Source organism: Streptosporangium sp. NPDC003464, assembly GCF_053588315.1.
The window spans coordinates 1-24,058 of record NZ_JBSFPS010000151.1; the positions used below are offsets into that span (position 1 = coordinate 1).

Genomic DNA, 24,058 nt, shown 5'->3' on the forward strand with positions numbered 1-24,058 from the left:
ACCGACGTGGAGTACCCGAGCTGAACCTGCGCGTGAGTGATCTCACGATCGGACGCCCACAGACGGCCCCGCCCCGCGTGCCGTTCTCCCGGCGCCGGGAGGCTCCTAGCGCCTGGGTCCGCCGGAGCGGAAACGGTTCATCAGCTCGCGGAGCCTGCGCTGGTTGCGCGGGTCGCGGGCCATCGTCTTGGCCTTCTCGACGTTTCTCCGCCCCTGCGGGCTGCTCAGATAACTCCGGATTCGGTCGACCAGAGATGCCATGTCATCCTCCAACCCTCTGATGACCGCCTACCCCCCAGACCCGGCCCCAATCAGCGGCCCGGCCCGGGAGCCCGGTCAAGGGCCGGATCGGGGCCGCCCGGTCAGGAGTCGACGAAGCCGTCGGGGACCATCACGCGCAGGCCGTTGGGGACGGTCCGGATCGTGATGGGGGTCATCAGGCGGACCTCGCCGTCGACGTCGGCGGCCATCGGGGGGTCGGTCTCCAGGAGCATCTCCCGGCCGACCACGAAGGGGCCGCCCGCCAGGCTGCTCCAGCGGCCCGTGGTGGCCCGGATGAGGGTCTCCACCAGCAGCCGCAGGCGCTTGCCCGAGCCGAGCTGGTAGGCGACCAGGCGGCCGTTGTCGATGCTGATGTCCTTGGCCACCTGCCAGCCGCCGTGGAAGCGGCCGTTGGCGATGTTGAGCTGGTGGGTGAGCAGCTCGTGGCGGTGGCCGTCCACCGTGATGAAGGCACGGAAGGGCTGGTGGTGGGGGAGGATCGTCAGCGCGGTGAGCGGGTAGGCCGCACGGCCGAGGATGCGCTTGAGCCAGGGCTTGACCGTGCCCGCCACCTCGACCGAGACGCCGAAGCTGGCCAGGTTGGCGAACTCCCGGTCACCGGCGATCCCCAGGTCGATGTCGGCGACCTTGCCGGTGTGGAAAACCCGGATCGCGCCGGGCAGGTCGAGCGGGAGGCCGAGGCTGCGGGCGAAGTTGTTGGTGGTGCCCAGGGGCAGCACGCCGAGGGCGACGTCACGGTGGGCCACGTGCTTGACGGCGGCGCTGAGCGTGCCGTCGCCGCCGCCCACGACGAGCAGGTCGGGCCCGGCGTCCAGAGCCGCCTCCAGCGTGGCGCGCAGGCGCCTGGGGTCGTCCAGGGAGTAGAGGCGGAGCGGCTCGAAGCCCTCGGCCCGGAGCGTGCGGACCACCTCCGGATAGAGCCGGCGGCCACGGCGCGAACGCGTGTTGACCACCACGCAGACCCGGCGCCCGGTCCGGACGGCCTCGGTGTGCTCGGCCTTGCTGCGAAGCTCTCCCACGCTGCCCCTCTTCGGTCGGATGTTCCCCTGCAAATCGTAGGGCCCCGCCGTCGGTGACGGCGGGGCCCCACGGCCGGCGGACCGGGGTTACTGCTTGGGCGGCGTCACGTGGACGATCGCGCCGAGGTTACCCGGCAGCGGGGTGAGCAGCTTGAGCTTCACGCCCAGGGCCTTGCCCTCGTCGCCGGGGTTACCGGTGCCCAGGACGTGGCCGTTGCCGAGATCGGTGCCGTACAGCTCGGTGGCCGGGGTGCCGTCGACGTTGACGACCCGCGTGCTGTAGGGCTGGTCGCCCTTGGACGGGACGACCACCGAGGCGTCGAAGTCGCGGTAGCCGAGCGCCCCGTCACGGACCTCCATGCCCGGGTACCAGGTCTTGGCGTCGGTGAACTCCGGGACCCCGCCCTGCGAGCCGATCTTGGTGCAGTACTCGCTGAACGGCTCGTCCGCGGCCTCCACGCACTCGGTGAAGGGGTAGGTCTTGCCGAAGGAGAAGGCCGCGTTGCCGGTCTGGACGCGTCCCTGCAGGTTGTCCCTGAGCTCGCCGTCCTTCTCCGCCGCCACACCGGTACGGCGGAGCGGCTCGTAGTGCGAGTCGACGACCATCAGACTGCCCTTGGAGCCGATGCTCGGCGCCAGCTGGAGGTTGTTGATCAGGGAGTTGTTGGTGAAGGTCGAGTCGCGGTACCAGACCAGCAGGCCCGGGGCGTTGTACTTGAACTTCTCGACCTTCCACGCGCCGTCGCGGGCGTAGTTGGTGTCGTAGGCGTACTGCAGGCCCTTGTCGAAGCCGTCGAAGTTACGCCACTCGGCGAGGTAGAAGCGCGAGACCTCGCGCTCGCCGTTGTTGACGACCCAGCCCTGGCCGTGGGTGTTGGTGAAGGTGCCGCCGCTGGGCGTCCAGCCGTTCAGGCCGCCCTCGACGTCGTCGCTCCAGACGGTCTCGGCGCCGTTGGTGAGGGCGAAGTCGTCGGCGTGCCAGCCGCGGGGGGTGAAGGCCGCGTCGGTGTCGTAGGTCAGGCGGAGCTTGACGGTCTTGCCGGCGAACGGGGTCAGGTCGACGTAGTCGTGCCGCCAGCCGTCGGTGTTGCCGGTGAGGGCGTACTTCTTGTTGCCGAACTTGACGAGGTTCTTGTTCGGGTCGCCGTAGCCGTCGTCGGTCGAGACCAGGGCGCCGCCCTCGGTGTAGACCTTCTGCTGGGCGTAGGTCGCGCCGCCGTCGACGGAGACCTCGACGAAGCCGAAGTCCCAGTCCTGCTCGATCTCGTAGTTGTTCCAGAGCCAGAACTTCAGGTCGGTCCCGGCGGGCACCTGGACCTCGCGGGTGATCTTGGAGTCGGCCCACTCCTGGTCCAGGTTGGACCAGAGCATCTTGGTGCCGCTGTGCGGCTCGACCATCTTCAGGGGCGCGCTGGTCAGGTTGACCCGGACGCCGTCCTCGGTGAGCTTGGGCGTGCGCGAGGTCTGGCCCACCGTCACCGCGCGGGCGCGGTCACCGGGGTTGAAGACCTTGGGGCTGGCCCAGCCGAGGATCCACTTGTCCCACAGGCCCATGTGGGTCGGCATCGACTGGAAGATCGGGCCGCTGTGCGAGCCGCTGGACATCAGGTCCCAGAAGTCGACGGCCGAGGAGGCCTGGCCGCTGGTGTCGTAGAGGTCCGGCAGGCCGAGGTCGTGGCCGTACTCGTGGGCGAAGACGCCGACGCCGGAGTCCTCCGGCTGCACGATGTAGTTGGAGATCTTCACGTTCTTGCCGGGGACCTGGTAGCCGCCCGCCACCGCGCTGGAGTGCGCCCAGATCGCGTAGGTGCCCTCGGCGCCGCCGTCGGAGGACTTGTCCTTGCCGGCGTGGACCAGGACCAGGTGGTCGACCACCCCGTCGGGCTCGGCGAAGTTGCCGTCACCGTCGGAGTCGGCGACGTCCTCGACGTCGTAGTCGGCCCACGGGAAGTTCGGGTCGGCGGCGGCCAGGGTGTTCACCGCGTCGATGGCGAGCTGGCCGGGGCCGAGCGGGTTGCTCGGGTGGCCGCTCATGTCCTGGACCTCCTGGCCGCAGGCGCGCGCGCCGTAGTACGCCTCGGAGTGCGGGACCTTGATCCACGGGCTGGCCTGACCGGTGACGGTGTAGGCGCCCTTGGACATCTCCTCGTACATGTTCTTCATCGTGTACTTGGAGATGTCGATGCCCTTACGGCCGTCCCGGGGATCGGTCAGGTCGGGGCGGACGCGCTGGGTGATGCCGTCCTTGCTGTAAAGCATCTTGTTGAAGTGCTCGGGGCTGAAGTCCGGCACCCAGAAACTGTTGTTGTCCTTGCGCGGCAGCGACGCCGGGTCAGGGATCTTGTTGTGCAGCGGGCCGTTGAGCAGGGTGCCCGGCGGCTCGGTGACGCACTCGGCGGGGTCCTCGCTGTCGACGTTCGCCGGACGGCTGAAGCCGGAGAAGTCGTCGTTGGCCTTGTCGTTGAACTCCACCAGCAAGGTGAGGAGCTTGGCCGTCTTCGCGGTCTTCGCCTTCTTGAACAGGAAGTCCGCGGGGTTGAGCCCGGTCCGGATCGCCTCGGCCTCGCGGGCGGCCAGCACCCGGGCGGCGGCGGGGTTACCGCTGGAGAACTTCTGCTGGATCTTCTCCGAGGGGCTGACCTTGCGTGCCCTGGAGTCGGGCGCGGCCGGCTCGTCCGCCTCCGGCTCATCCCTGGGCGGCGCGTAGTTGATGTAGTAGTCGGCCGCGGTCGGCTGGTACCGCGCGACCGAGGTGTCGGCCTCCGCCGACGTTCCCCCCACCGCCAGTCCCGCGGCGGCCAGGCCGACCACGGGCACTATCGCGAGAAGGCGCCTGCGAGCGCCTCTGCCTCTGCTGGACAACGCATACCCTCCCTGCCCGGGTTCGCCGGGCGCGGACGTCCCCGGCGCGCCTTATGCACGCACCGAGCGGGAGGTTAGACGAGAAGGTAAAGCAGCAGTAAAACCGCCAAATGATGTTGTCAAACTGCAATAAATCGTCGTTTGTCAGAAATAGATGACGATTTCCACTCCAATTCGGCCATGCGTCACTGAACGGCAGGTCAGCGAGTCAGGCCGGGACACGGGATTGGGCGCGGACAGCGCCCCGGGCGCGGGACCGGTCCAACGGCGGCACCGGGCACCGGAGCGCGCCCGGTCTCCGCGCGGGCCCGCCGTACGGCCCGCGGACCGGACGGCGGGTAGACCGGACGGACCGGACGGCGGACAGGCCCGGCGGCGGACAGGCCCGGCGGCGGACAGGCCCGGCGGCGGGCAGCCCATGCGACGGGCGGAGCCGAGCACGGGCGGAGCCGAGCACGGGCGGAGCCGACCGCGGGCAGCCGACGGGCGGAGCCGACGCCGGGGCGTCAGACCGTCAGGGCGCCCCGCGGGGCTCCGGCGGCCGGACGGTGGAGACCCCGGGACGCCTTGACGGGCCCCTCAGATCTCTTCGCTCGGGGCGGTCGGGTCGAGCTGGCGGGGCTGGGCCTGGACCCGGGGATAGTGCAGGTCGAACGCCGGGCGCTCGGAGCGGATGCGCGGCAGCGAGGTGAAGTTGTGCCGCGGCGGCGGGCAGGAGGTCGCCCACTCCAGGGAGTTGCCGAAGCCCCACGGGTCGTCCACGGTGACCTTCGGCGCGATCTTGTGGGTCCTCCACACGTTGTAGAGGAACGGCAGCGTGGAGACGCCGAGGATGAGGGCGCCGACCGAGGAGAGCAGGTTCAGGCCGGTGAAGCCGTCGGACGCGCTGTAGTCGGCGTAGCGGCGGGGCATGCCCTCGGCGCCCAGCCAGTGCTGGACCAGGAAGGTGGTGTGGAAGCCGATGAACAGCAGCCAGAAGTGCACCTTGCCCAGGGTGTCGTTGAGCATCTTGCCGGTCATCTTCGGCCACCAGAAGTAGAAGCCGGCGAACATCGCGAACACCACGGTGCCGAAGACGACGTAGTGGAAGTGGGCCACGACGAAATAGCTGTCGGTCACCTGGAAGTCCAGCGGCGGCGAGGCGAGGATGACGCCGGTCAGGCCACCGAACAGGAAGGTGACCAGGAAGCCGACGGCGAACAGCATCGGCGACTCGAAGGACAGGTGTCCCCGCCACATCGTGCCGATCCAGTTGAAGAACTTCACCCCGGTCGGGATCGCGATGAGGAAAGTCATGAACGAGAAGAACGGCAGCAGCACCCGGCCCGTCCCGAACATGTGGTGGGCCCACACAGTGATCGACAGTCCGGCGATGGCGATGGTCGCGCCGATCAGGCCGATGTAGCCGAACAGCGGCTTGCGGCTGAAGACCGGGATCACCTCGGTGATGATGCCGAAGAACGGCAGCGCGATGATGTAGACCTCGGGGTGGCCGAAGAACCAGAACAGGTGCTGCCAGAGCAGCGGGCCGCCGGTGGCCGAGTCGTAGACGTGCGCGCCGAGCTTGCGGTCGGCCTCCAGGACGAGCAGCGCGGCCGCCAGCACCGGGAAGGCGATCAGCACGAGCACACCGGTCAGCAGCACGTTCCAGGTGAACATCGGCATCCGGAACATGGTCATGCCGGGCGCGCGCATGCAGATGATCGTGGTGATGAAGTTGACCGAGCCGAGGATCGTGCCGAGGCCGGACATCGCCAGGCCGACGATCCACAGGTCGCCGCCGGCCTGCGGGGAGAACGTGGCGACCGACAGCGGGGTGTATCCCGTCCAGCCGAAGTCGGCGGCGCCCCCGTTGGTGGCGAAACCGCTCATCGCGATGAGCCCGCCGAACAGGAAGAGCCAGTAGCTGACCATGTTCATCCTGGGGAAGGCCACGTCGGGCGCCCCGATCTGCAACGGCATGACCACGTTGGCGAACCCGGCGAACAGCGGTGTGGCGAAGAACAGCAGCATCACGGTGCCGTGCATGGTGAACAGCTGGTTGTACTGCTGCTCGTTGACCATCTGGAGCCCGGGATGGGCGAGTTCGGCCCGGATGATCAGGGCCATGACCCCGGCGATCAGGAAGAAAACGAACGAAGTGATCAGGTAGAGATATCCGATGATCTTGTGGTCGGTCGTGGAGAGCCACGACACGAGCAACGATCCCTTACTCCTAGGTGCAAGCGTGGGCCGCTGTTGCACAGTGGTCACAGCCGGCTCCCTCCCGTCGGCGGCAGCAGGGTGCGGCGGGGCTCCTCCTGTCCGTCCACCCATCTCCCCCTTGCCCGGCTTCCGCGAAACAGACACCCCATACAGAAAGCCACAAGCGCCTACAGAGATGCTCTTTCCAAGAAATTTCCCTTTTATCGCCCAAATGGGCGCTCGGCGCCCTCACCTCGACGCGTCGGGGCCCGCACCCCCGGTCGGGGCCCCCGCACCCCCGGCCCGGGGGCCTCGCACCCTCGGCCGGGCCGGGCGGCCGCTCCCGGCCGCGTGGCGGACGTCCTGTGACGGCCACGCGGACCCCAGGCCGTAAAGTCCCCCTGTGACCGCTATTGCCGAACTTGTTGCTGCGCTGGCACCGGAGAAGGTGCTGACGGATCCCGATGTGACCGATTCCTACGCGCGGGACCGGACCTTCCTCGAACCGGGCAGGCCGCTGGCCGTCGTGCTGGCCGAGAGCCGCGACGACGTCGTCGCCACCCTCAGGTGGGCCGGCGAGCACCGGGTGCCGGTGGTGCCCCGGGGGGCCGGGACGGGGCTGGCGGGCGGGGCGACAGCGGTCGAGGGCGGCGTCGTGCTGGCGCTGCACAAGATGACGGCGATCAGGGAGCTCTCCCCCGCCGACGAGATCGCCGTGGTGGAGCCGGGTGTCATCACCGCGGACCTGGACCGGGCCGCCCGCGCGCACGGGCTGATGTACGCCCCCGACCCCTCCTCCTACGAGATCTCCACGATCGGCGGCAACCTGGCCACCAACGCCGGCGGCCTGCGGTGCGTCAAGTACGGCGTGACCCGCGACTCGGCGCTGGGCCTGGAGGTCGTGCTGGCCGACGGGCGGGTCCTCAACACCGGCAGGCGCACGGTGAAGGGCGTGACGGGCTACGACCTGACCGGGCTGTTCGTCGGCTCCGAGGGGACGCTCGGCGTGATCACCGCGGCCACCGTACGGCTGCGCCGGGCCCCGGCGGTCTACCCCGCGACGATCGCGGCCGAGTTCACCTCCCTCAGGGACGCCGCCGCCGCGGTCGCGGCGATCATCGCGGCCGGCTGCCAGCCGTCGCTGCTGGAGATGCTCGACCGGACCACGCTCAAGGCCATCGACGACTGGAAGAACATCGGGCTGGAGGAGTCGACCCGGGCGATGCTGATCGCGCAGTCGGACGCGGCCGACGGCCCGGCGGTCGCCGAGCGCATGGCCGAGCTGTGCACCGCCAACGGCTCCCCCTTCGTCGCGGTGTCGTCGTCGCCGCAGGAGGCCGAGGAGCTGATCGGGGTGCGGCGGATGGCCTACCAGGCCAAGGAACGGCTCGGCAAGTGCCTGGTGGAGGACGTCTGCGTGCCGCGCTCGGCGCTGCCCCAGATGATCGAGAAGATCGAGGCCATCGCGCTGGAGCACGACGTGCTGATCGCCACGGTGGCCCACGCGGGCGACGGCAACCTGCACCCCGTCTTCATCTTCGACCACGGGCTGGTGGAACCGCCGCCCAACGTGTGGGCGGCGGCCGACGAGATCTTCCGGGAGACCCTGGAGATCGGGGGCACCCTCACCGGCGAGCACGGCGTCGGGCTGCTGAAGCGGCGCTGGCTCTCCCTGGAGACCGGGCCGGTCACCGAGGAGCTCCACCACGGGATCAAGCAGCTCTTCGACCCGCTCGGCATTCTCAATCCCGGCAAGGCCATCTGAACCGTTATCCCCTGGCCATCAGCCTCAACGAGGGGACGAATCTCAACAGATCGCCCGCACCCCTGCCCACACTGGTAGCGTTCTACACCACCTAACACAACTTTGCATGCTTTGTCGGGGGGTCATTGTGGTGCAGCCGCTCTCGGCGGAGGATCCTCAACGCCTGGGCCCCTTCGAGCTGACCAGTCGGCTCGGGGAGGGCGGCCAGGGGGTCGTCTACCTGGGGAAGGGGCCGACGGGGGAACAGGTCGCGGTCAAACTTCTCCACCACGGGCTGGCGGCCGATCCCGAGGCCCGGACACGGTTCCTGAGGGAGGTCTCGGTCGCCCAGCGGGTGGCGCGGTTCTGCACCGCCCCGGTGCTCCACGCCGACCTCGCGGGCAGCCAACCCTACATCGTGAGCGAGTACGTGCCGGGGCCGTCCCTGCGCCAGCTCGTCGACAAGGAGGGCCCGCGGCGCGGCGCCTCGCTGGAGCGGCTCGCGATCAGCACGGCGACCGCGCTGTCGGCGATCCACCGTGCGGGGATCCTGCACCGCGACTTCAAGCCCGCCAACGTGCTGATGGGCCCCGAAGGCCCGGTGGTGATCGACTTCGGCATCGCCAGGGCCCTGGACTCCCCCGGGGTGACCGCGACCGGGACGGCGATGGGGACGCCGTCCTACCTCGCGCCCGAGCAGCTCAGCGAGGGCGAGATCACGCCCGCCGCGGACGTCTTCGCCTGGGGCGTCACGATGGTCTTCGCCGCGACGGGGAGGCCGGCCTTCGGCGCCGACTCCATCGCCGTGGTGATGAACCGGATCCTGACCACCGAGCCCGAGCTCGGCGGGCTGGAGGGCCAGCTGCGCGACCTCGTGGCCGCGTGCCTGTCCAAGGACCCATCACTGCGTCCCACCGCCGAGGAGCTCGTCAGCCACCTGATGGGCGCGACGCTCGCCTCCCCGGTCTCCCCCCGGCGGCAGGCCCCCGCGCCCGCCGCTCCCTCGCCCGCCGGCCCGCCGCAACACTCCGGTCCACCGCAGCACTCCGGCCCGCCGCACATGACCCCTGGTGCGCCCGTGCCCGCCGGCCCGCCGCACGCGCCCGCCGGCCCGCCCCCTGGCCCGCCGCACGCCTCCGCGGCCACCGTCCCGCCGCAGGCCGCCCGCCCCACCGCCGCGCCGCGCGGCGGACGGAAGGGACGGTGGCCGGTCGGGCTCATGATCGCGGGAGTGGCCGCGCTGAGCGTGGCGACCGGGACCGTGGTGGTCCTGCAGGGCGACGAGAAGGCCGCGGCGGTGCGGCCCGTGGCGTCGGCCTCCCCCTCCCAGGAGGCGGAGGAGTCGGATCCGGCGCTCACCCCGGACGAGCCGCCCGCGGTGTGGGAGTCCCCCAGACCCAAGAAGAGCCGTACCCCTGTGCCCTCGCCCCCCGTCCAGATCACGGGTGAACCGGTCGCCCAGCCGTCCCACCGGCCGACCGGGCAGCCGACCAAGAAGGCGGGCGGGGGCTCCGGGGACGGGAAGCCGGAGCCGGAGGAGACCGCGTCGGAGCCGCCGTCGGTGATCGAGCCGACGGACGCGGGCCAGGCGAGCCCGCCCCCGTCGGTCAAGCCCACGGCCAGACCGTCCACGGCCAAGCCCACGCCGAAGCCGTCGCCGTCGCCGTCCAAGCAGACGGTCTCGCCGCCCAAGCCGAACCCCTACAGCCCGACCGTGGTCTGCGGCACGGGCTACAAGGTGATCGCCTCCCGGGCCCTGGGCAGCGCCGCGACCATCTATCTGCTCTACAACACCGGCGCGGGCAAGAACTGCGTCGTCACCATGGCCAAGTACGTGGCCCCCGCGAAGGTCAAGATGAACGCGACGCTCCAGGTGCAGGGCGGCTCGTCGGGGAGCAACCCGGGCTCCTTCACCGCCTACGCGGGCCCGGTACGGCTCGCCGCCGTCAAGAAGTGCGTCATCTGGGGCGGCTCGCACGGCTCGCTGTCGTGGAAGAGCGGCTGGAGCCACTGCGGCTGAGCCGAGCGGGTGGACAGGCCGGCGGCGACGAGTGACAAGCATCGAGTGACAGGGACGGACCCGGACGGCGTGACGCCGCCCGGGTCCGTCCCTGTTCTCCGGTCTTCTCCTCCGGTCCCGCCGGTCTTCTCCTCCGGCTTTTCGGGCCTCCGCCGGTCTTCTCCTCCGGTTCTCCGGTCCTCCGGACCGGCCGGCCCGGCCCGCGTGCCGGGGCTCCGGCGACGGCCTGGCGGGAACGCCTGGCGGGAACGCGGGGGGGTGGGTTACCTTAACTGACGTGATCGTCAAGTCCGAGGTGCTGACCAGCCGTGGCAGGCGGACGCGGGCGGCCCTCATCCAGGCCGGGCGGGAGGCGTTCGAGGAGCAGGGGTTCGAGGCCGTGCGCGTCGATGACGTCTGTGCCCGAGCCGGGGTCTCGCACGGCACCTTCTACACCTACTTCGGCTCGCGGGAGGAGCTGTTCCGCGAGGTGGCGGGCACGGTGGTGGGCGAGATGTTCGCCGCCAGCGTGGTCGGCCCCGCCGCGCCCGGCGACCCCTACGCCCGCATCGAGGCGGCCAACCTGCTCTACCTGCGCGCCTGGGCCTCCAACTCCCGGCTGGTGCGGATGCTGGAACAGGCGGCGGCCACCGACGAGAGCTTCCGCGGGCTCCTGCTCGAACTGCGCGAGGTCTTCGTGCGGCGGGGCGCCGAGGGGCTGCGCCGTCTGCAGGAACAGGGCCTGGCCGACCCGGGGCTGGACCCCCGGCTGACCGCCGTGATGCTGGGCGGGATGGTGGAGCACTTCGCCCGTGTCTGGCTCGATCTCGGCGAACAGGCCGACGAGCGGACCGCCGTCGCGATGCTCACCACGCTCTGGGCGCGGGCCATCGGCCTGACATCGGCGTCAACCACGCCCGTCCCGATCACGTCCGTCCCGACCGCGTCCGGCTCCGCCGCGCCCGCCCCGGCCGGGGCCGCGCCTGCGGAGACGTCACCGGCCGCGTCCGCGTCAACCCAAGGAGAGGGCACATGAGCCGGCTGGACACCTCCGCGGACGACTACCTGGCGCGGCGCGAGGCGATGCTGGCCAAGCTCGCCGAGCTCGACGCCGAGCATGCCAAGGCCGTGGCGGGCGGCGGGGAGAAATACGTCGAACGGCACCGCAGGCGGGGCAAGCTGCTCGCCCGGGAGCGGATCGAGCTGCTGATCGACCCGGCCTCGGCCTTCCTGGAGCTGTCGCCGCTGGCCGGCTGGGGCAGCGACTTCCCCGTCGGGGCCAGCGTGGTCACCGGGATCGGCGTGATCGAGGGCGTCGAGTGCGTGATCAGCGCCAACGACCCGACCGTGCGGGGCGGCTCGTCCAACCCGTGGACCCTGCGCAAGACGCTCCGGGCCGCCGACATCGCCTTCCAGAACCGGCTGCCGCTGGTCAACCTCGTGGAGTCCGGCGGCGCCGACCTGCCGACGCAGAAGGAGATCTTCATTCCGGGCGGCCGGGTGTTCCGGGACCTGACCCGGCTGTCGGCCGCCGGGATCCCGACGATCGCCCTGGTGTTCGGCAACTCCACGGCCGGCGGGGCCTACGTCCCCGGGATGAGCGACCACGTGGTCATGGTGAAGGAGCGCGCGAAGGTCTTCCTCGGCGGGCCGCCGCTGGTCAAGATGGCCACCGGGGAGGAGTCCGACGACGAGTCGCTGGGCGGCGCCGAGATGCACGCCCGCGTCAGCGGCCTGGCCGACTACCTGGCCGCCGACGAGCACGACGCGCTGCGGATCGGGCGGCAGATCGTCAGGGGACTGAACTGGCGCAGGCTCGGGACCCCGGCGGGGGCGGTGCGCGACCCGCTGCACGACGAGGACGAGCTGCTGGGGATCGTGCCGGAGGACCTGAAGATCCCCTTCGACCCGCGTGAGGTGATCGCGCGGATCGTCGACGGCAGCGACTTCGACGAGTTCAAGCCCCTGTACGGCGGGAGCCTGGTGACGGGCTGGGCCCGGCTGCACGGCTACCCGGTCGGGATCCTGGCCAACGCCAGGGGCGTGCTGTTCAGCGAGGAGGCGCAGAAGGCCGCCCAGTTCATCCAGCTCGCCAACCAGGCGCGGACCCCGCTGGTCTTCCTGCAGAACACCACCGGCTACATGGTCGGCAAGGACTACGAACAGGGCGGCATCATCAAGCACGGCGCCATGATGATCAACGCGGTCTCCAACTCGACCGTCCCGCACATCACGATCGTCATGGGCGCCTCCTACGGCGCGGGCAACTACGGCATGTGCGGCCGCGCCTACGACCCCCGTTTCCTGTTCGCCTGGCCGAGCGCCAAGTCCGCCGTCATGGGCCCCGCCCAGCTGGCCGGGGTGCTGTCCATCGTCGCCCGGAGCGCCGCCCAGGCCAGGGGGCAGGTCTACGACGAGGAGGGCGACGCGGCGATGCGCCAGCTGGTCGAGGCGCAGATCGAGGCCGAGTCGCTGCCGTTCTTCCTGTCCGGGCGGCTCTACGACGACGGGGTCATCGATCCCCGCGACACCCGGACCGTCCTGGGCCTGTGCCTGTCGGCCGTCAACAACGCCCCCGTCCCGGAGCCCGCCGGCTTCGGCGTCTTCCGGATGTGACCACGCCCATGATCAGCCGTCTTCTCGTCGCCAACCGGGGTGAGATCGCCCGGCGCGTCTTCCGCACCTGCCGCGACCTCGGCATCGAGACCGTCGCGGTCTTCTCCGACGCCGACGCCGGGGCGCCTCACGCGGCGGAGGCCGACCACGCCGTGCGGCTCGCCGGCGTCAAGCCCGCCGACACCTACCTGTCCGTGGACAGGGTCGTCGGCGCGGCCCTCACGGCCGGGGCCGACGCGGTCCATCCCGGTTACGGCTTCCTGTCGGAGAACGAGGCGTTCGCGCAGGCCGTGCTCGACGCGGGTCTGACGTGGGTCGGCCCCTCCCCCGAGGCCATCGCCGCGATGGGCTCCAAGATCAGGGCGAAGGCCCTGATGGCCGAGGCCGGGGTCCCGGTGCTCCCGGGCTTCACCGCCAGGCCCGGCTACTCGATGGACGATCTCGAACACGACCTCGACACCGTGTTCACCCGGATGAGCGGATCGGCGTCCGGATGGCGGGTCCCCCTGCTGGTGAAGGCGTCGGCCGGCGGCGGCGGGCGCGGGATGCGGATCGTGGCGCTGACCGACGACCTGCCCGGCGCGGTCGAGTCGGCCCGCCGGGAGGCCGAGTCGGCGTTCGGGGACGGGACGGTCTTCGTCGAGCCCCTGCTGGAGAACGCCCGGCACATCGAGGTCCAGATCCTGGCCGACCGGCACGGGACGGTGTGGACGCTGGGCGAGCGGGAGTGCTCCATCCAGCGGCGGCACCAGAAGGTGATCGAGGAGACCCCCTCACCGGCGGTCTCCCCCGCGATGCGGGCACGGCTGTGCGGCGCGGCGGTCAAGGCGGCGCAGGCCATCGGATACGTCGGGGCGGGGACCGTCGAGTTCCTCGTCAAGGACGACACGGTCGCGTTCCTGGAGATGAACACCAGGCTCCAGGTCGAGCACCCGGTCACCGAGTGCGTCTACGGCGTCGACCTGGTCGAGCTCCAGCTCCGGATCGCCGAGGGCGCCCGGCTCCCCGGGGCCGCGCCGGCGCCCTCCGGCCACGCCGTCGAGGCGCGGCTGTACGCCGAGGACCCCGCGCGCGACTGGCTCCCGCAGACCGGGACCCTGCACCGCTTCGACGTCCCCGGCGTGATTTCCCGCTTCTCCCCCGTGCCGCGTGGCGCCTCCGGCGGCCTCCGGCTGGACTCCGGTGTGGAGGACGGCTCCGAGATCGGCGTCCACTACGACCCGATGCTCGCCAAGGTCGTCTCCTACGGGGCCGGCCGCGCCGACGCCGTGCGGAGACTCGCCACCGCCCTGTCGAGGGCGACGATCCACGGCCCCGTCACCAACCGGGACCTGCTGGTCGCGGTCCTGCGCAGCCCGGCCTTCCTGGCCGGCGACACCCACACCGGCTTCCTCGCCGAGCACGGATCCGTCCCGGCCGCCGGGGAGCGCGCCGTGGGCCTGTCCGCGCTCGCCGCCGCCCTCGCCCAGGCCGCGGCGGACAGGCGGGCGGCGACCGTGCAGGCCGCACTGCCCAGCGGGTGGCGCAACGTGGTCTCGCAGCCGCAGCGCGCGGCCTTCGAGGAGGCGGAGGTCGCCTATCGGATCACCCGGGACGGCCTGCGGGCGGAGGGTTTCCCCGACACGGTCCTGGCCGGCGCCACGCCCGGCCTGGTCGTCCTGGAGACCTCCGGCGTCCGGCACCGCTTCACCGTCGCCCGCTACGACGGCGTGACCCACGTCGACTCCCCCCTCGGCGCGGTACGGCTGACGCCGCTGGCCCGGCTCCCCGAACCGGTCGAACACGTGGCCCCGGGCTCCCTGCTGGCGCCGATGCCCGGTACCGTGCTCCGCGTCGAGGTGAAGTCCGGCGAGCCCGTCGTGGCGGGTCAGGTGGTCGTGGTGCTGGAGGCCATGAAGATGGAACATCAGATCACCGCCCCGGTGGCGGGCACGGTGTCCGCGCTGAACGTCGCGCCGGGCCGGCAGGTCGAGGCGGAGGCCGTACTGGCCGTGATCGAGGAGCAGGCATGAACACCGACGGGGGCTGGCCGATGGAGCGCCTGGTGCACAAGGAGCTGTCCGGAGGGGTCGCGACGATCACCCTGGACTCCCCGCGCAACCGGAACGCGCTGTCCGTGCGGCTGCTGGGCGACCTGGAGGACCGGCTCAACTGGGCGCTCGCCGAGGAGCGCGTGCGGGTCATCGTGCTCACCGGCACCGGACCGGTGTTCTGCGCCGGGGCGGACCTCAAGGAGCAGCGGATCGAGCCGGGCAACGCGCACGAGGCGCCGGTGACCGCCTCGTTCCCGGAGATCATGAATCTGATCTGGGAGAGCCCCAAGCCGGTCGTCTGCCGGTTGAACGGCACCGCGCGCGCCGGAGGGCTGGGCCTGGTGGCGGCCTGCGACTTCGCGATCGCGCCGGACACGGCGTCGTTCGCCTTCACCGAGGTGCGGCTCGGCGTGGTCCCCGCGATGATCTCGGTGACCGTGCTGCGGCGGCTCGAACCCCGGGCCGCGGCCGAATACCTCCTCACCGGGGAGGTCTTCGACGCCGCCCGCGCCCAGGAGATCGGCCTGCTCACCCGCGCCGTCCCGGAGGAAGACCTGGACAGCGCGGTCGCCCACTACACCGGCATGCTGCTGCGCGGCGGCCCCGAGTCCCTGGCGCTCACCAAACAGCTCGTGCGGACCGTGCCCACGCTGCCGGTGGAGGAGGGCCTGCGTCAGATGGCCGAGCTGTCGGCCCAGCGCTTCACCTCCGCCGAGGGCCAGGAGGGCATCGCCTCCTTCATGGAGAAGCGGCCGGCCTCCTGGATCCCCCGGTCCTAGCCGCCCCGGCGGCCCCAGGGATCCCGGCGCCGCGCGCCGGGATCCGCCGTCCCGGCCGCGCGTCCCGGATCCCCAGCCCTAGGAGGCTCGATGCTGCGCATCGCCAACTGCTCCGGCTTCTACGGCGACCGGCTGTCGGCCGCCCGGGAGATGGTCGAGGGCGGTCCGATCGACGTGCTCACCGGCGACTGGCTCGCCGAGCTGACCATGCTGATCCTGGCCGGCAACCGGTTGAAGGGCCGCCCCGGCTACGCGCCGACCTTTCTCCGGCAGCTTGAGCAGGTCCTGGGGACGTGCCTGGAGCGGGGCATCAAGATCGTGTCCAACGCGGGCGGCCTCGATCCGGCCGGGTGCGCCGGGGCGGTGGCCGAGCTGGCCGGTCGGCTCGGGCTGCCGGTGAAGGTGGCGCACGTCACCGGCGACGACCTGTCGGGGCACGATCTGGGCGGCGCGCCGAACCTCGACACCGGGGAGAGGCTGCCCGCCGCCCCGCTGACCGCCAACGCCTACCTGGGGGGCAGGCCGATCGCCGCCGCCCTGTCGGCCGGGGCGGATGTGGTGGTGACCGGCCGGGTCACCGACGCCGCGCTGGTCACCGGGCCGGGGATCTGGCGGTACGGCTGGCGGCCCGGCGACTACGACGCGCTGGCCGGATCGGTGGTGGCCGGGCACGTCATCGAGTGCGGCTGCCAGGCGACCGGCGGGAACTACGCCTTCTTCGGCGAGGTGCCGGACCTGGCGCACTGCGGGTTCCCGCTCGTGGAGCTGGACTCCGACGGGTCCAGCGTGGTCACCAAGCATCCGGGGACCGGCGGGCTGGTCTCGGTGGGCACGGTCACCGCGCAGCTGCTGTACGAGATCGCCTCGCCGCGCTACCCGGGGCCCGACGTGGTGGCGCGCTTCGACACGATCGAGCTGCGCCAGCAGGGCCCGGACCGGGTCCGGATCTCGGGGGTGCGGGGCGAGGCCCCGCCGGACACCCTCAAGGTCGCCGTCAACTACGTGGGCGGCTACCGCAACACCATGACCATGGTCCTGACCGGCCTGGACATCGAGGCCAAGGCCCGGCTCGCACAGGAGGCCATCTGGTCCCGCGTCCCCAGGGAGTCCTTCGACCAGGTCCACGTCGAGCTGACCCCGCTCACCGGCACCGCCCCGCCCTCGGGCCCGGTCCCCGGCGCGGGCGACGCCTCGGGTGACGACGCGGCGGGCGCGGGCGACGGCGCGGCGGGCGCGGCCCCGGCCACCGGCACCGCCCTGCTCCGCGTCACCGTGATGGACGCCGACCGGAAGAAGGCCGGGCGCGCCTTCTCCTCCGCCGTGGTGGAGACGGGCCTGGCCAGCTACCCCGGTTTCTACGGCCTCACCCCTCCGGGCGACGCCTCCCCCTACGGCGTCTACTGGCCGACCCTCGTCCCGGCGGAGACGGTCCGGGCGCGTGTCTGGCTCGACGGCCGGGAGCTCGACACCCTGGAGACCGACGGCGCGCGGTCCGGTGGCGGGGAGGCCGGTGGCGGGGAGGCCGGGGGCGGGGAGGCCGGGGCCCCGGAGACCGGAGACCGGGCGCCGGAACGGGCGGGGCCGGGACAGGGCGGGGCGGAGCAGGCGGCCGGCGGCGGGGCGGAGCAGGGGGCCGACAACGGGGAGACCGTGCGGGCCGCGCTGGGCACGATCATGGGCGCCCGCTCGGGGGACAAGGGTGGCAACGCCAACCTGGGCGTCTGGGTCCGCACGGCCGAGCAGTTCCGGTGGCTGTCGGACCATCTGACGGCCGGACGTCTCCGGGAGCTGCTGCCGGCCACCGCCGGCCTGGAGATCGAACGCTTCGACCTCCCCAACCTCCACGCCCTCAACTTCGTCGTCCACGGCCTCCTCGGCCGGGGCGTGGCCGCCAGCCCCCGCCTCGACGCCCAGGCCAAGGCCCTCGGCGAGGAGCTCCGCGCCGCCCACACCGACATCCCCCGGTCCCTCCTCCCCTCCCGAGACGCCGGTTGACGCGACAGGGCCGGGCCGCGGCGGGCGGGGCGCCGGGAGGAGGGGGCGGTGCTATTGACCCCCGCGCAGGGGGATCATAGATTCGTCACGAACAGAACATCATTCGGTTAGGGTGGGCACATGGTCTCCGCGCACATCGACCTCAACGCGATCGACTTCGGCGCGCTGGGGACGTGGATGGACGGCCAGGGGCTGCCGGGCGGGGCGTTCGAGCACGTCGGGCCGGTGGCCGGCGGGACGCAGAACATCATGGTCCGGTTCGAGCGGGGCGGGGCGTCCTACGTGCTGCGCAGGCCGCCGCTGCACCCCCGGGCCGCGAGCAACGAGGTGCTCAGGCGGGAGGCCCGGGTGCTGGCGGCGCTGCGGGACACCCCGGTGGCGGCGCCCCGCCTCGTCGCGGCCTGCGCGGACGAGACCGTCATGGGGGACGCCGTCTTCTACCTGATGGAGCCGGTCCGGGGGTTCAACGCCACCGTCGGCCTGCCCGAGCCGCACGCCGGCGATCCGGCGATCCGGCACCGGATGGGGTTCGAGGCGACCTCGGCCCTGGCCGAGCTGGGCCGGGTGGACCATCGCGGCCTCGACGGCTTCGGGCGGCCCGAGGGGTTCCTGGAACGGCAGGTGCCCCGATGGATGGGCGAGCTGGAGACCTACGCCGCGCTCGACGGCTATCCGGGGCCCGAGATCCCCGGCCTGGAGGAGACCGCCGCCTGGCTGGAGCGGAACAGGCCGCGGAGCTTCTCCCCCGGGATCATGCACGGGGACTACCACCTGGCCAACCTGATGTTCGCCTACGACGGGCCCAGGGTCGCCGCGATCGTGGACTGGGAGATGTGCACGGTCGGGGACCCGCTGCTGGACCTGGGGTGGCTGCTGGCCACCTGGCCGGCCCCGGACGGCGGCGGCATGCTCACCGGCCACGTCGCCGGGCTGCCCACCGCCGGGGAGATCACCGCCTGCTACACGGCCCTGTCCGACCGGGACACCTCGGCCGTCGACTGGTACGCGGTGCTGGCCTGCTTCAAGCTCAGCATCGTCCTTGAGGGCACCCACGCCCGCGCGTGCGCCGGGAAGGCCCCCAAGGACATCGGGGACCTGCTGCACGCCACCACGCTCAGCCTGTTCGCCCGCGCCCGGAGCTTCATGTGAGGGCGCGCCCGGAGCCTCGCGTGAGGGCGCACCCGAGGGCGGGCCGTACGGGCCTCACGGCCGGGCGGATCCCCACCATCCCTTACCGGATGGGCGAAATATGCGTAATTTGGTGATTGAAACCACCCTGCAACCTTCCAAACTCTAGGATTGCCCGCAATTGCACCATGCGGTTGGCTCGGGGAAGGATTCAGTCATGCGTTTGCGGTTCCTTGGCTCCACTTCGGAGGCGGGCGCCTGTCCGTCCCTCTACGAGACCGACCGCGGCACCATCGTCGTCCAGGGCCTCCACCTGACCGATGCCGAGGCCCTGTCCGACCTCCGCCACGTCCTGGACGGCGAGAGCGCCGTGGAGGTCCCCAGAGAGCTGCTCGTGGACATCGCCCGCCGGGTGGTTCTGTAAATATTGATCACGATTGGGGAGACTCCTATGGCATGAGCCGCCCACCCGGGTCTAGCCTCATGCGCACCATAACGGGAGGTCGCGTGAGCGAGCGGGCCGGCGGGCACCGCCGCGCCCTGCCCCCGCGGCCGGCGAAGGAGAACGGGTGAGCGGGTTCCAGCAGGTCAGGAGCGATCTGGGCATGCAGCTCAGGCAGCTGCGCGAGGCGGCCCACCTGTCCGGCAAGGAGCTGGCCGAGCGGCTGAGGTGGCAGCCCTCGAAGGTCTCCCGGATCGAGAACGCCCGCCAGACCGCCACCGAGGACGACATCACCCAGTGGGGGCGGGCCGTGCAGGCCGCCCCCGAGGTCGTCGAGGAGCTGATCGACCAGGCCTCCGGACTGCTGGAGCGGCAGGACTCCTGGCGGCAGCGGCACCGCAGCGGGCTGGCCGCGCTCCAGGAGGACATCCGCGACCTGGAGATGCGGACCACGCTGTTCCGGGTGTTCGAGCCGGGGGTGGTCATCGGCCTGCTGCAGACCACCGAGTACGCCCGGAGCATCTTCACCCGGATCAAACGCCTCTACAACGCGCCCGACGAGATCGACGCCGCCATCCGGGTGCGGATGCAGCGCCAGGAGATCCTCTACGACCAGACCAAGAAGTTCCGCTTCATCCTGCCCGAGGCCGTGCTCCGCTACCGGCTGGCCCCGCTGGACGTGCTCCGCGGCCAGCTGGACCGGCTGCTGGCCGTGACCGCGCTGCCGAACGTGGAGTTCGGCGTGGTCCCCTTCGAGGCCCCCCTCCCCTCCGCGCTGCTCAACGGCTTCTGGATCTACGACGGCGACCAGGTCGCGGTGCCCACCAGGACCCGGGACCTGATCCTGCGCGACCCCGATGACATCGCCTTCTACGAGCGGGCTTTCGAGGAGTTCAGTGAGGTCGCGGCCTTCCGGGAGGAGGCCCGGGCGGTGATCGTCCGGGTCCTGGAGGACTTCGCACGACAATCCTCGGATTAATCCCCGCAATTGCTTGATTAACCTCCCAAGATCGTGCAATTCTCTGTCCAGACGGAGGTGAAGCACGATGCTGGACACGCTGTCTTGTCTGGAGAGGTTCGCCACTGCCACGCGGCGGCACGCCGACCTCTGCGTGCAGAGGATGTCGTTGGGGGACCCCGCTTACGTGAGCGTCCGCAACCGGTTCAGCAGCACGCTCGTCGAGACCGTGACATGCTCGCCGGACGGGGGCTTCATCACCTCGTGGGGCTACCGGCTGGGCAGCACGGACAACATCGAGGGCGCCGCCGCGCGTCTGGCCTTCCTGCTCGCCGCGATGCCGGCCTGAGCACCGCCGCAGCACGCCGCCCGGCCGAGGCGGCGCCGGCCCGGACAGGCGGGCCCGGACAGGCGCGGGGCCGGTGAGGCGTCACGGGAGACCGGGGAGCGGCCCGCCCGCTGACCGCGGACGGGGTCAGGGCTCCGAGGGGGCCGGCTGGTCGGCGAGCGGCTCGGCGGGGAAGATCGCGGGGTCGAGACCGACCTCGCGGGCGGCGGCGACCCGGGCGTGGTGCAGGAGCCGGGAGCGGGACATGTTCCCCGCGTGCAGGGTGTAGCGGACGACCAGGCCGTCGAGCATGCCGTCGATCCGCTCGGCCGCCCCCTGAGGGTCGTCGCAGACGAACTCGCCCCCCGCCACACCGCCCGCGATCACCTCGGCGAGGATCTCGATCCAGGCGCCCTCCAGCTCCAGCAGGATGGCCCGGATGTGCGCCTCGCGGACCCCGACGGCCCAGGCGTCGAGCCAGAGGATCCAGCTCTGGTCGGACCGGGAGGCCGGGATGTAGAAGCGCAGGACCCGGTCCAGCCGCTCGACGGCGGTCCCCGGGTCGGCGGCGATCTCCCTCAGTCGCTGGACCTCCGACTCGCTGGTGCTGCGGAGCATCTCGGTGATGAGATCGTCCTTGGTGGCGAAGTGGTAGTGGATCAGTCCACCGCTCACGTTGGTCGCCTTGGCGATGTCGGCGACGCGGGTGCTCGCCAGCCCCCGTTCGAGCACGACCCGCCGGGCGGCTTCGAGCAGCTCCGCGCGACGCTGGTCCGCCTGGTCTGCGCGGCTGCCGCGCGCCCCTCCGCTGTGCACGGCGCAAGACTACAGGCGTCGGGGCGCGCCGGTGCGGCACCGCGGGCCCCGGCCACCACTGACCGGCCATCCGGCCCTCCCCGCCTGTGGCGCCGGGGCCGCAGGCGGGCCCCGCCGCGCAGGGCTCCCCGCCACTGGCACGCGAGGCTCCCGGCCACACGGGACTCCCGGCCGGCACCGCGGGTCCGGGCGGAGCCCCGTAGCCGCGCGGGCGGAGTCCCGGACGGCCGGGGGCGGGCCTCAGCCGCAGCGGTAGAGGGGCTGGCCCCCCTCCGCGCCGCCGTACTCGGAGGGGGCGACGGCGGTGCAGTTGGCCTGCGCCCACGCGGTCACCTCGGAGCCACCGCCACCGCCGGGGCCGCCGGGGCCGCCCCGGTCGCCGCCCGGCAGCAGATATTTGAGCCGCCCGGAGGAGACGAGCTCCTTGAGCCGGTCCACGGTCATGGCCGGGTCGCTGCCGGTGAAGCCGCCCATCGCGATGACGGGCAGGCCGGTGGACAGGATGACCGACGAAGCGCTCTGCGCGCTGCCCACCGCCACCAGCCAGGTCGCGCCGCCCCGGTTGTCCGTCAGATACTCGGTCAGCTCCCGGTCCACGGCCCCGCCGGGGCCGCCCCGCGTCCCGGCCGGCGGGCCCTGCTGCCCGTCCCGCCGGTCCCCACCGGTCAGGCCCGTCCCGGGGCCGCCGGGCAGGCCTTCCGGGAGATCGGCGGGCGGCCCCCCGGGGAGCGCGCCCCGGCCGCCCGCCCGGCCTCCTCCGGGGAACCCACCCGGGAACCCGCCCGGGAAGCCGCCCGGTCCCCGCATGCCGGCGGCCCCCGCGGGCCCCGCGGTGGGGTTGGTGCCGTTGACGGACGAGCCGAGCGGGGTCAGGGCGTAGGCGGCGGGCCCGGCCAGGCCCGCGGCCAGCCCGGCGAGCAGGGCGACCGCGGCGACCCGCCGCCGGAGCCGCCGGCCGAGCCGGGCCAGGAGCAGTCCGGCCGCCGCGGCCGCCGCCACCGCGGCCACCGCCCAGGCCAGCCGGGGCACGAAGTCCGGCGTACGGCGGAGCACCGTGAAGGCCCAGGCCCCGGTGACCGCGACGCCCGCCGGCAGTGCCCACGCCCAGGCCCGGGACTCCTGGTAGGCGCGCCACAGCAGCACCCCGCCGAGCCCGGTCAGGGCGGCGACGGCCGGCGCCATGGCGGTGGAGTAGTAGGGGTGGAAGGTGCCGCTGGAGAAGCTGAAGACCACGTAGTGGACCGCGAGCCAGCCGCCCCACAGCAGCAGGGCCACGCGGGTGCCGCGCAGGCGGTGGCGGCCGGCCAGGATCAGCCCGGCGGCCAGGGCGGCCGCGGCGAAGGGCAGGAGCCAGGAGATCTGCCCGGCCATGATGTCGTTGAACAGGCGCCCGGCCCCCGGCTCGCCGCCGAACCCGCCCCCTCCCCCGCCGCGCCCGCCGCCACCGCCGAAGACGCGGCCGAGGCCGTTGTAGCCGATGACCAGGTCCCGGACGGAGTTGTCGGTGCTGCCGCCGACGTAGGGACGGTCGGAGGCGGGCCACAGGTCCACGATCGCCATCCACCAGGCGCTGGAGACCACCAGGGCGACGCCCGCCGCGAGCAGGCGGCCGAGCCGCCGGAGCACCGTGCCGGGGGCCATGGCCAGGTAGACCGGGGCGAAGGCCGGCAGCACCAGGTATGCCTGGAGCATCTTGGTGTTGAAGGCCAGGCCGACGAGGGCGGCCGACACGACGAGCGTGCGCGTGCGGCCGGTGCGGACCGCCTCCTGGCAGAACCAGCCGGCCAGGACCAGGAGCAGGACGAGGACGGTGTCGGGGTTGTTGTCCCGGTTGATGGCGACCGTGATCGGGGTCAGCGCCATCACCAGGGCCGCGAGCAGGCCCGCGGCGTGGCCCGGCGGGCCGGGCAGCGCCCGCCGTACGGCCGAGTGGACCACGCCGACGGCGGTGACGCCCGCCAGGGCCTGGGGCAGGAGCATGCTCCACGTCCCGAACCCGAAGATCCGCGCCGGCAGCCCCATCACCCACAGCGCGAGCGGGGGCTTGTCGACGGTGATGAACGACCCGGCGTCCAGGGCGCCGAAGAAGAACGCCTTCCAGCTCTGGGTGCCCGACAGGATCGCGGCGGAGTAGTAGCCGTTGGCGTGGCCGTTGCGGCCGAGGGCCCACAGGTGCAGGATGGCGGCCAGCGCGAGCACGCCCCACAGGCCGGGCCGGGCCCAGCGCGGGTCGCCGGGGGCGCCGAGAAGCGCCCGCCGCACGGCGGTGCCGGATCCCGCCGCGCGGCTCCCGGCCGGGCCGGGGGTGCGGGAGGTCATCGGGCGGCCTCCTTCGTGCGCCGGGGGTTGAAGACCCACGCGCGGAGCAGGAGGAAGCGGACCAGGGTGGCGAGGGCGTTGGCGGCGACGACCGCGGCGATCTCGGTGGTGGTCGAGGCTCCGGGGATGAGGTGGCCGAGCAGGGTCAGGCCGCCGGTGCTCAGCAGGAGGCCGATCAGGAAGGCCAGGCCGCCTTCGAGCTGCTGGCGGAGGGCTCCGGTGCGGCCGGTGACGCCGAAGGTGAAGCGGCGGTTGGCGGCGGTGTTGGCCACGGCGGTGACGAGCAGGGCCACGGCGTTGGCGACCACGGCGGGCACCACCAGCCGCAGGGTGACGAACAGGGCCAGGTGCGCCAGCGTGCTGATCACCCCGATGACGGCGAAGCTGGGCAGCTGCCGGGCCATGCCGGCGGGGAGCCGGGCCTTCTGGACCCGTGGCGGCACCGGGATGCGGGCCGCGCCCGACAGGGTCTTCCGCGCCACCCTGGCCATCCCCCGCAGGTCGTCCATGGCCGTCCTGGCGATGTCCACCCGGCTGTCGGGGTCGTCCACCCA

At 72.4% G+C, this 24,058-nt stretch carries 18 protein-coding genes; 11 read left to right on the forward strand and 7 right to left on the reverse strand.

Translation table 11 applies throughout. The annotated features are described in order from the left end of the window. Positions 1–105 precede the first annotated feature (105 nt). The 4 genes from ACWDS7_RS28900 to ctaD form a co-directional block, all read right to left on the reverse strand. Positions 106–261, reverse strand: coding sequence for a hypothetical protein (locus ACWDS7_RS28900; RefSeq protein WP_306868249.1), 156 nt, complete (start codon positions 259–261; stop codon positions 106–108). A gap of 101 nt (positions 262–362) precedes the next feature. Beyond that, complete coding sequence (locus ACWDS7_RS28905) at positions 363–1,301, reverse strand: diacylglycerol/lipid kinase family protein (protein ID WP_306868247.1); 939 nt, start codon at positions 1,299–1,301, stop codon at positions 363–365. 87 nt (positions 1,302–1,388) lie between these two features. After that, on the reverse strand, positions 1,389–4,118 hold the full coding sequence (locus ACWDS7_RS28910) for an immune inhibitor A domain-containing protein (protein WP_451931829.1): 2,730 nt from the start codon (positions 4,116–4,118) through the stop codon (positions 1,389–1,391). A gap of 624 nt (positions 4,119–4,742) precedes the next feature. Beyond that, the gene (ctaD, locus tag ACWDS7_RS28915) at positions 4,743–6,416 is read right to left on the reverse strand and encodes an aa3-type cytochrome oxidase subunit I (protein ID WP_451931830.1); all 1,674 of its coding nucleotides are present in this window, start codon (positions 6,414–6,416) and stop codon (positions 4,743–4,745) included. 334 nt (positions 6,417–6,750) lie between these two features. Here ctaD and ACWDS7_RS28920 point away from each other — a divergent pair, with 334 nt between their 5' ends. From ACWDS7_RS28920 to ACWDS7_RS28970, 11 genes are all read left to right on the forward strand, one after another. Next, positions 6,751–8,112, forward strand: coding sequence for an FAD-binding oxidoreductase (locus ACWDS7_RS28920; protein ID WP_306868241.1), 1,362 nt, complete (start codon positions 6,751–6,753; stop codon positions 8,110–8,112). A gap of 127 nt (positions 8,113–8,239) precedes the next feature. Beyond that, entirely contained in the window at positions 8,240–10,111 is a 1,872-nt protein-coding gene (locus ACWDS7_RS28925) for a protein kinase domain-containing protein (protein WP_451931831.1), read from the forward strand. Between the two features lie 277 nt (positions 10,112–10,388). Next, entirely contained in the window at positions 10,389–11,126 is a 738-nt protein-coding gene (locus ACWDS7_RS28930; RefSeq protein WP_451931832.1) for a TetR/AcrR family transcriptional regulator, read from the forward strand. Continuing rightward, positions 11,123–12,706: an acyl-CoA carboxylase subunit beta gene (locus ACWDS7_RS28935; protein WP_306868236.1), complete on the forward strand. Its 1,584-nt coding sequence runs from the start codon at positions 11,123–11,125 to the stop codon at positions 12,704–12,706. Before ACWDS7_RS28930 ends, ACWDS7_RS28935 begins: the two co-directional genes overlap by 4 nt. Before the next feature lie 8 nt (positions 12,707–12,714). Next, positions 12,715–14,718: an acetyl/propionyl/methylcrotonyl-CoA carboxylase subunit alpha gene (locus ACWDS7_RS28940; RefSeq protein ID WP_451931833.1), complete on the forward strand. Its 2,004-nt coding sequence runs from the start codon at positions 12,715–12,717 to the stop codon at positions 14,716–14,718. Then, complete coding sequence (locus ACWDS7_RS28945) at positions 14,715–15,518, forward strand: enoyl-CoA hydratase-related protein (protein WP_306868232.1); 804 nt, start codon at positions 14,715–14,717, stop codon at positions 15,516–15,518. Before ACWDS7_RS28940 ends, ACWDS7_RS28945 begins: the two co-directional genes overlap by 4 nt. Before the next feature lie 90 nt (positions 15,519–15,608). Next, positions 15,609–17,513, forward strand: a complete 1,905-nt coding sequence (locus ACWDS7_RS28950; protein ID WP_451931834.1) for an acyclic terpene utilization AtuA family protein — start codon at positions 15,609–15,611, stop codon at positions 17,511–17,513. A gap of 120 nt (positions 17,514–17,633) precedes the next feature. Beyond that, positions 17,634–18,662, forward strand: coding sequence for a phosphotransferase family protein (locus ACWDS7_RS28955; protein WP_451931835.1), 1,029 nt, complete (start codon positions 17,634–17,636; stop codon positions 18,660–18,662). A gap of 196 nt (positions 18,663–18,858) precedes the next feature. Then, positions 18,859–19,065 carry a hypothetical protein gene (locus ACWDS7_RS28960; protein ID WP_306868227.1) on the forward strand — a complete coding sequence of 69 codons (207 nt, stop codon included), beginning with the start codon at positions 18,859–18,861 and terminating at the stop codon, positions 19,063–19,065. Positions 19,066–19,210: 145 nt separating this feature from the next. Beyond that, a complete protein-coding gene (locus ACWDS7_RS28965; RefSeq protein WP_451931836.1) occupies positions 19,211–20,062 on the forward strand; it encodes a helix-turn-helix domain-containing protein in 852 nt (283 codons plus the stop codon). A gap of 67 nt (positions 20,063–20,129) precedes the next feature. Further along, positions 20,130–20,390 (forward strand): hypothetical protein, encoded by a 261-nt coding sequence (locus ACWDS7_RS28970; RefSeq protein ID WP_306868223.1) that lies wholly within the window; start codon positions 20,130–20,132, stop codon positions 20,388–20,390. Between the two features lie 126 nt (positions 20,391–20,516). On the opposite strand, the gene ACWDS7_RS28975 is transcribed toward ACWDS7_RS28970, so the two are convergent. From ACWDS7_RS28975 to ACWDS7_RS28985, 3 genes are all read right to left on the reverse strand, one after another. Then, entirely contained in the window at positions 20,517–21,185 is a 669-nt protein-coding gene (locus ACWDS7_RS28975) for a TetR/AcrR family transcriptional regulator (RefSeq protein WP_306868221.1), read from the reverse strand. Positions 21,186–21,425: 240 nt separating this feature from the next. After that, positions 21,426–23,504, reverse strand: a complete 2,079-nt coding sequence (locus ACWDS7_RS28980; protein WP_451931837.1) for an ArnT family glycosyltransferase — start codon at positions 23,502–23,504, stop codon at positions 21,426–21,428. Next, positions 23,501–24,058 (reverse strand): GtrA family protein (locus ACWDS7_RS28985; protein WP_451931838.1); only part of this gene is annotated, 558 nt, incomplete at its 5' end. The genes ACWDS7_RS28980 and ACWDS7_RS28985, both read right to left, overlap by 4 nt.

Coding starts and splice junctions, on each gene's coding strand:
- ACWDS7_RS28940 (WP_451931833.1), top strand. CDS start 12,715: ATGATCAGCCGTCTTCTCGTCGCCAACCGGGGTGAGATCGCCCGGCGC.
- ACWDS7_RS28935 (WP_306868236.1), top strand. CDS start 11,123: ATGAGCCGGCTGGACACCTCCGCGGACGACTACCTGGCGCGGCGCGAG.
- ACWDS7_RS28970 (WP_306868223.1), top strand. CDS start 20,130: ATGCTGGACACGCTGTCTTGTCTGGAGAGGTTCGCCACTGCCACGCGG.
- ACWDS7_RS28980 (WP_451931837.1), bottom strand. CDS start 23,504: ATGACCTCCCGCACCCCCGGCCCGGCCGGGAGCCGCGCGGCGGGATCC.
- ACWDS7_RS28950 (WP_451931834.1), top strand. CDS start 15,609: ATGCTGCGCATCGCCAACTGCTCCGGCTTCTACGGCGACCGGCTGTCG.
- ACWDS7_RS28960 (WP_306868227.1), top strand. CDS start 18,859: ATGCGTTTGCGGTTCCTTGGCTCCACTTCGGAGGCGGGCGCCTGTCCG.
- ACWDS7_RS28900 (WP_306868249.1), bottom strand. CDS start 261: ATGGCATCTCTGGTCGACCGAATCCGGAGTTATCTGAGCAGCCCGCAG.
- ACWDS7_RS28945 (WP_306868232.1), top strand. CDS start 14,715: ATGAACACCGACGGGGGCTGGCCGATGGAGCGCCTGGTGCACAAGGAG.
- ACWDS7_RS28955 (WP_451931835.1), top strand. CDS start 17,634: ATGGTCTCCGCGCACATCGACCTCAACGCGATCGACTTCGGCGCGCTG.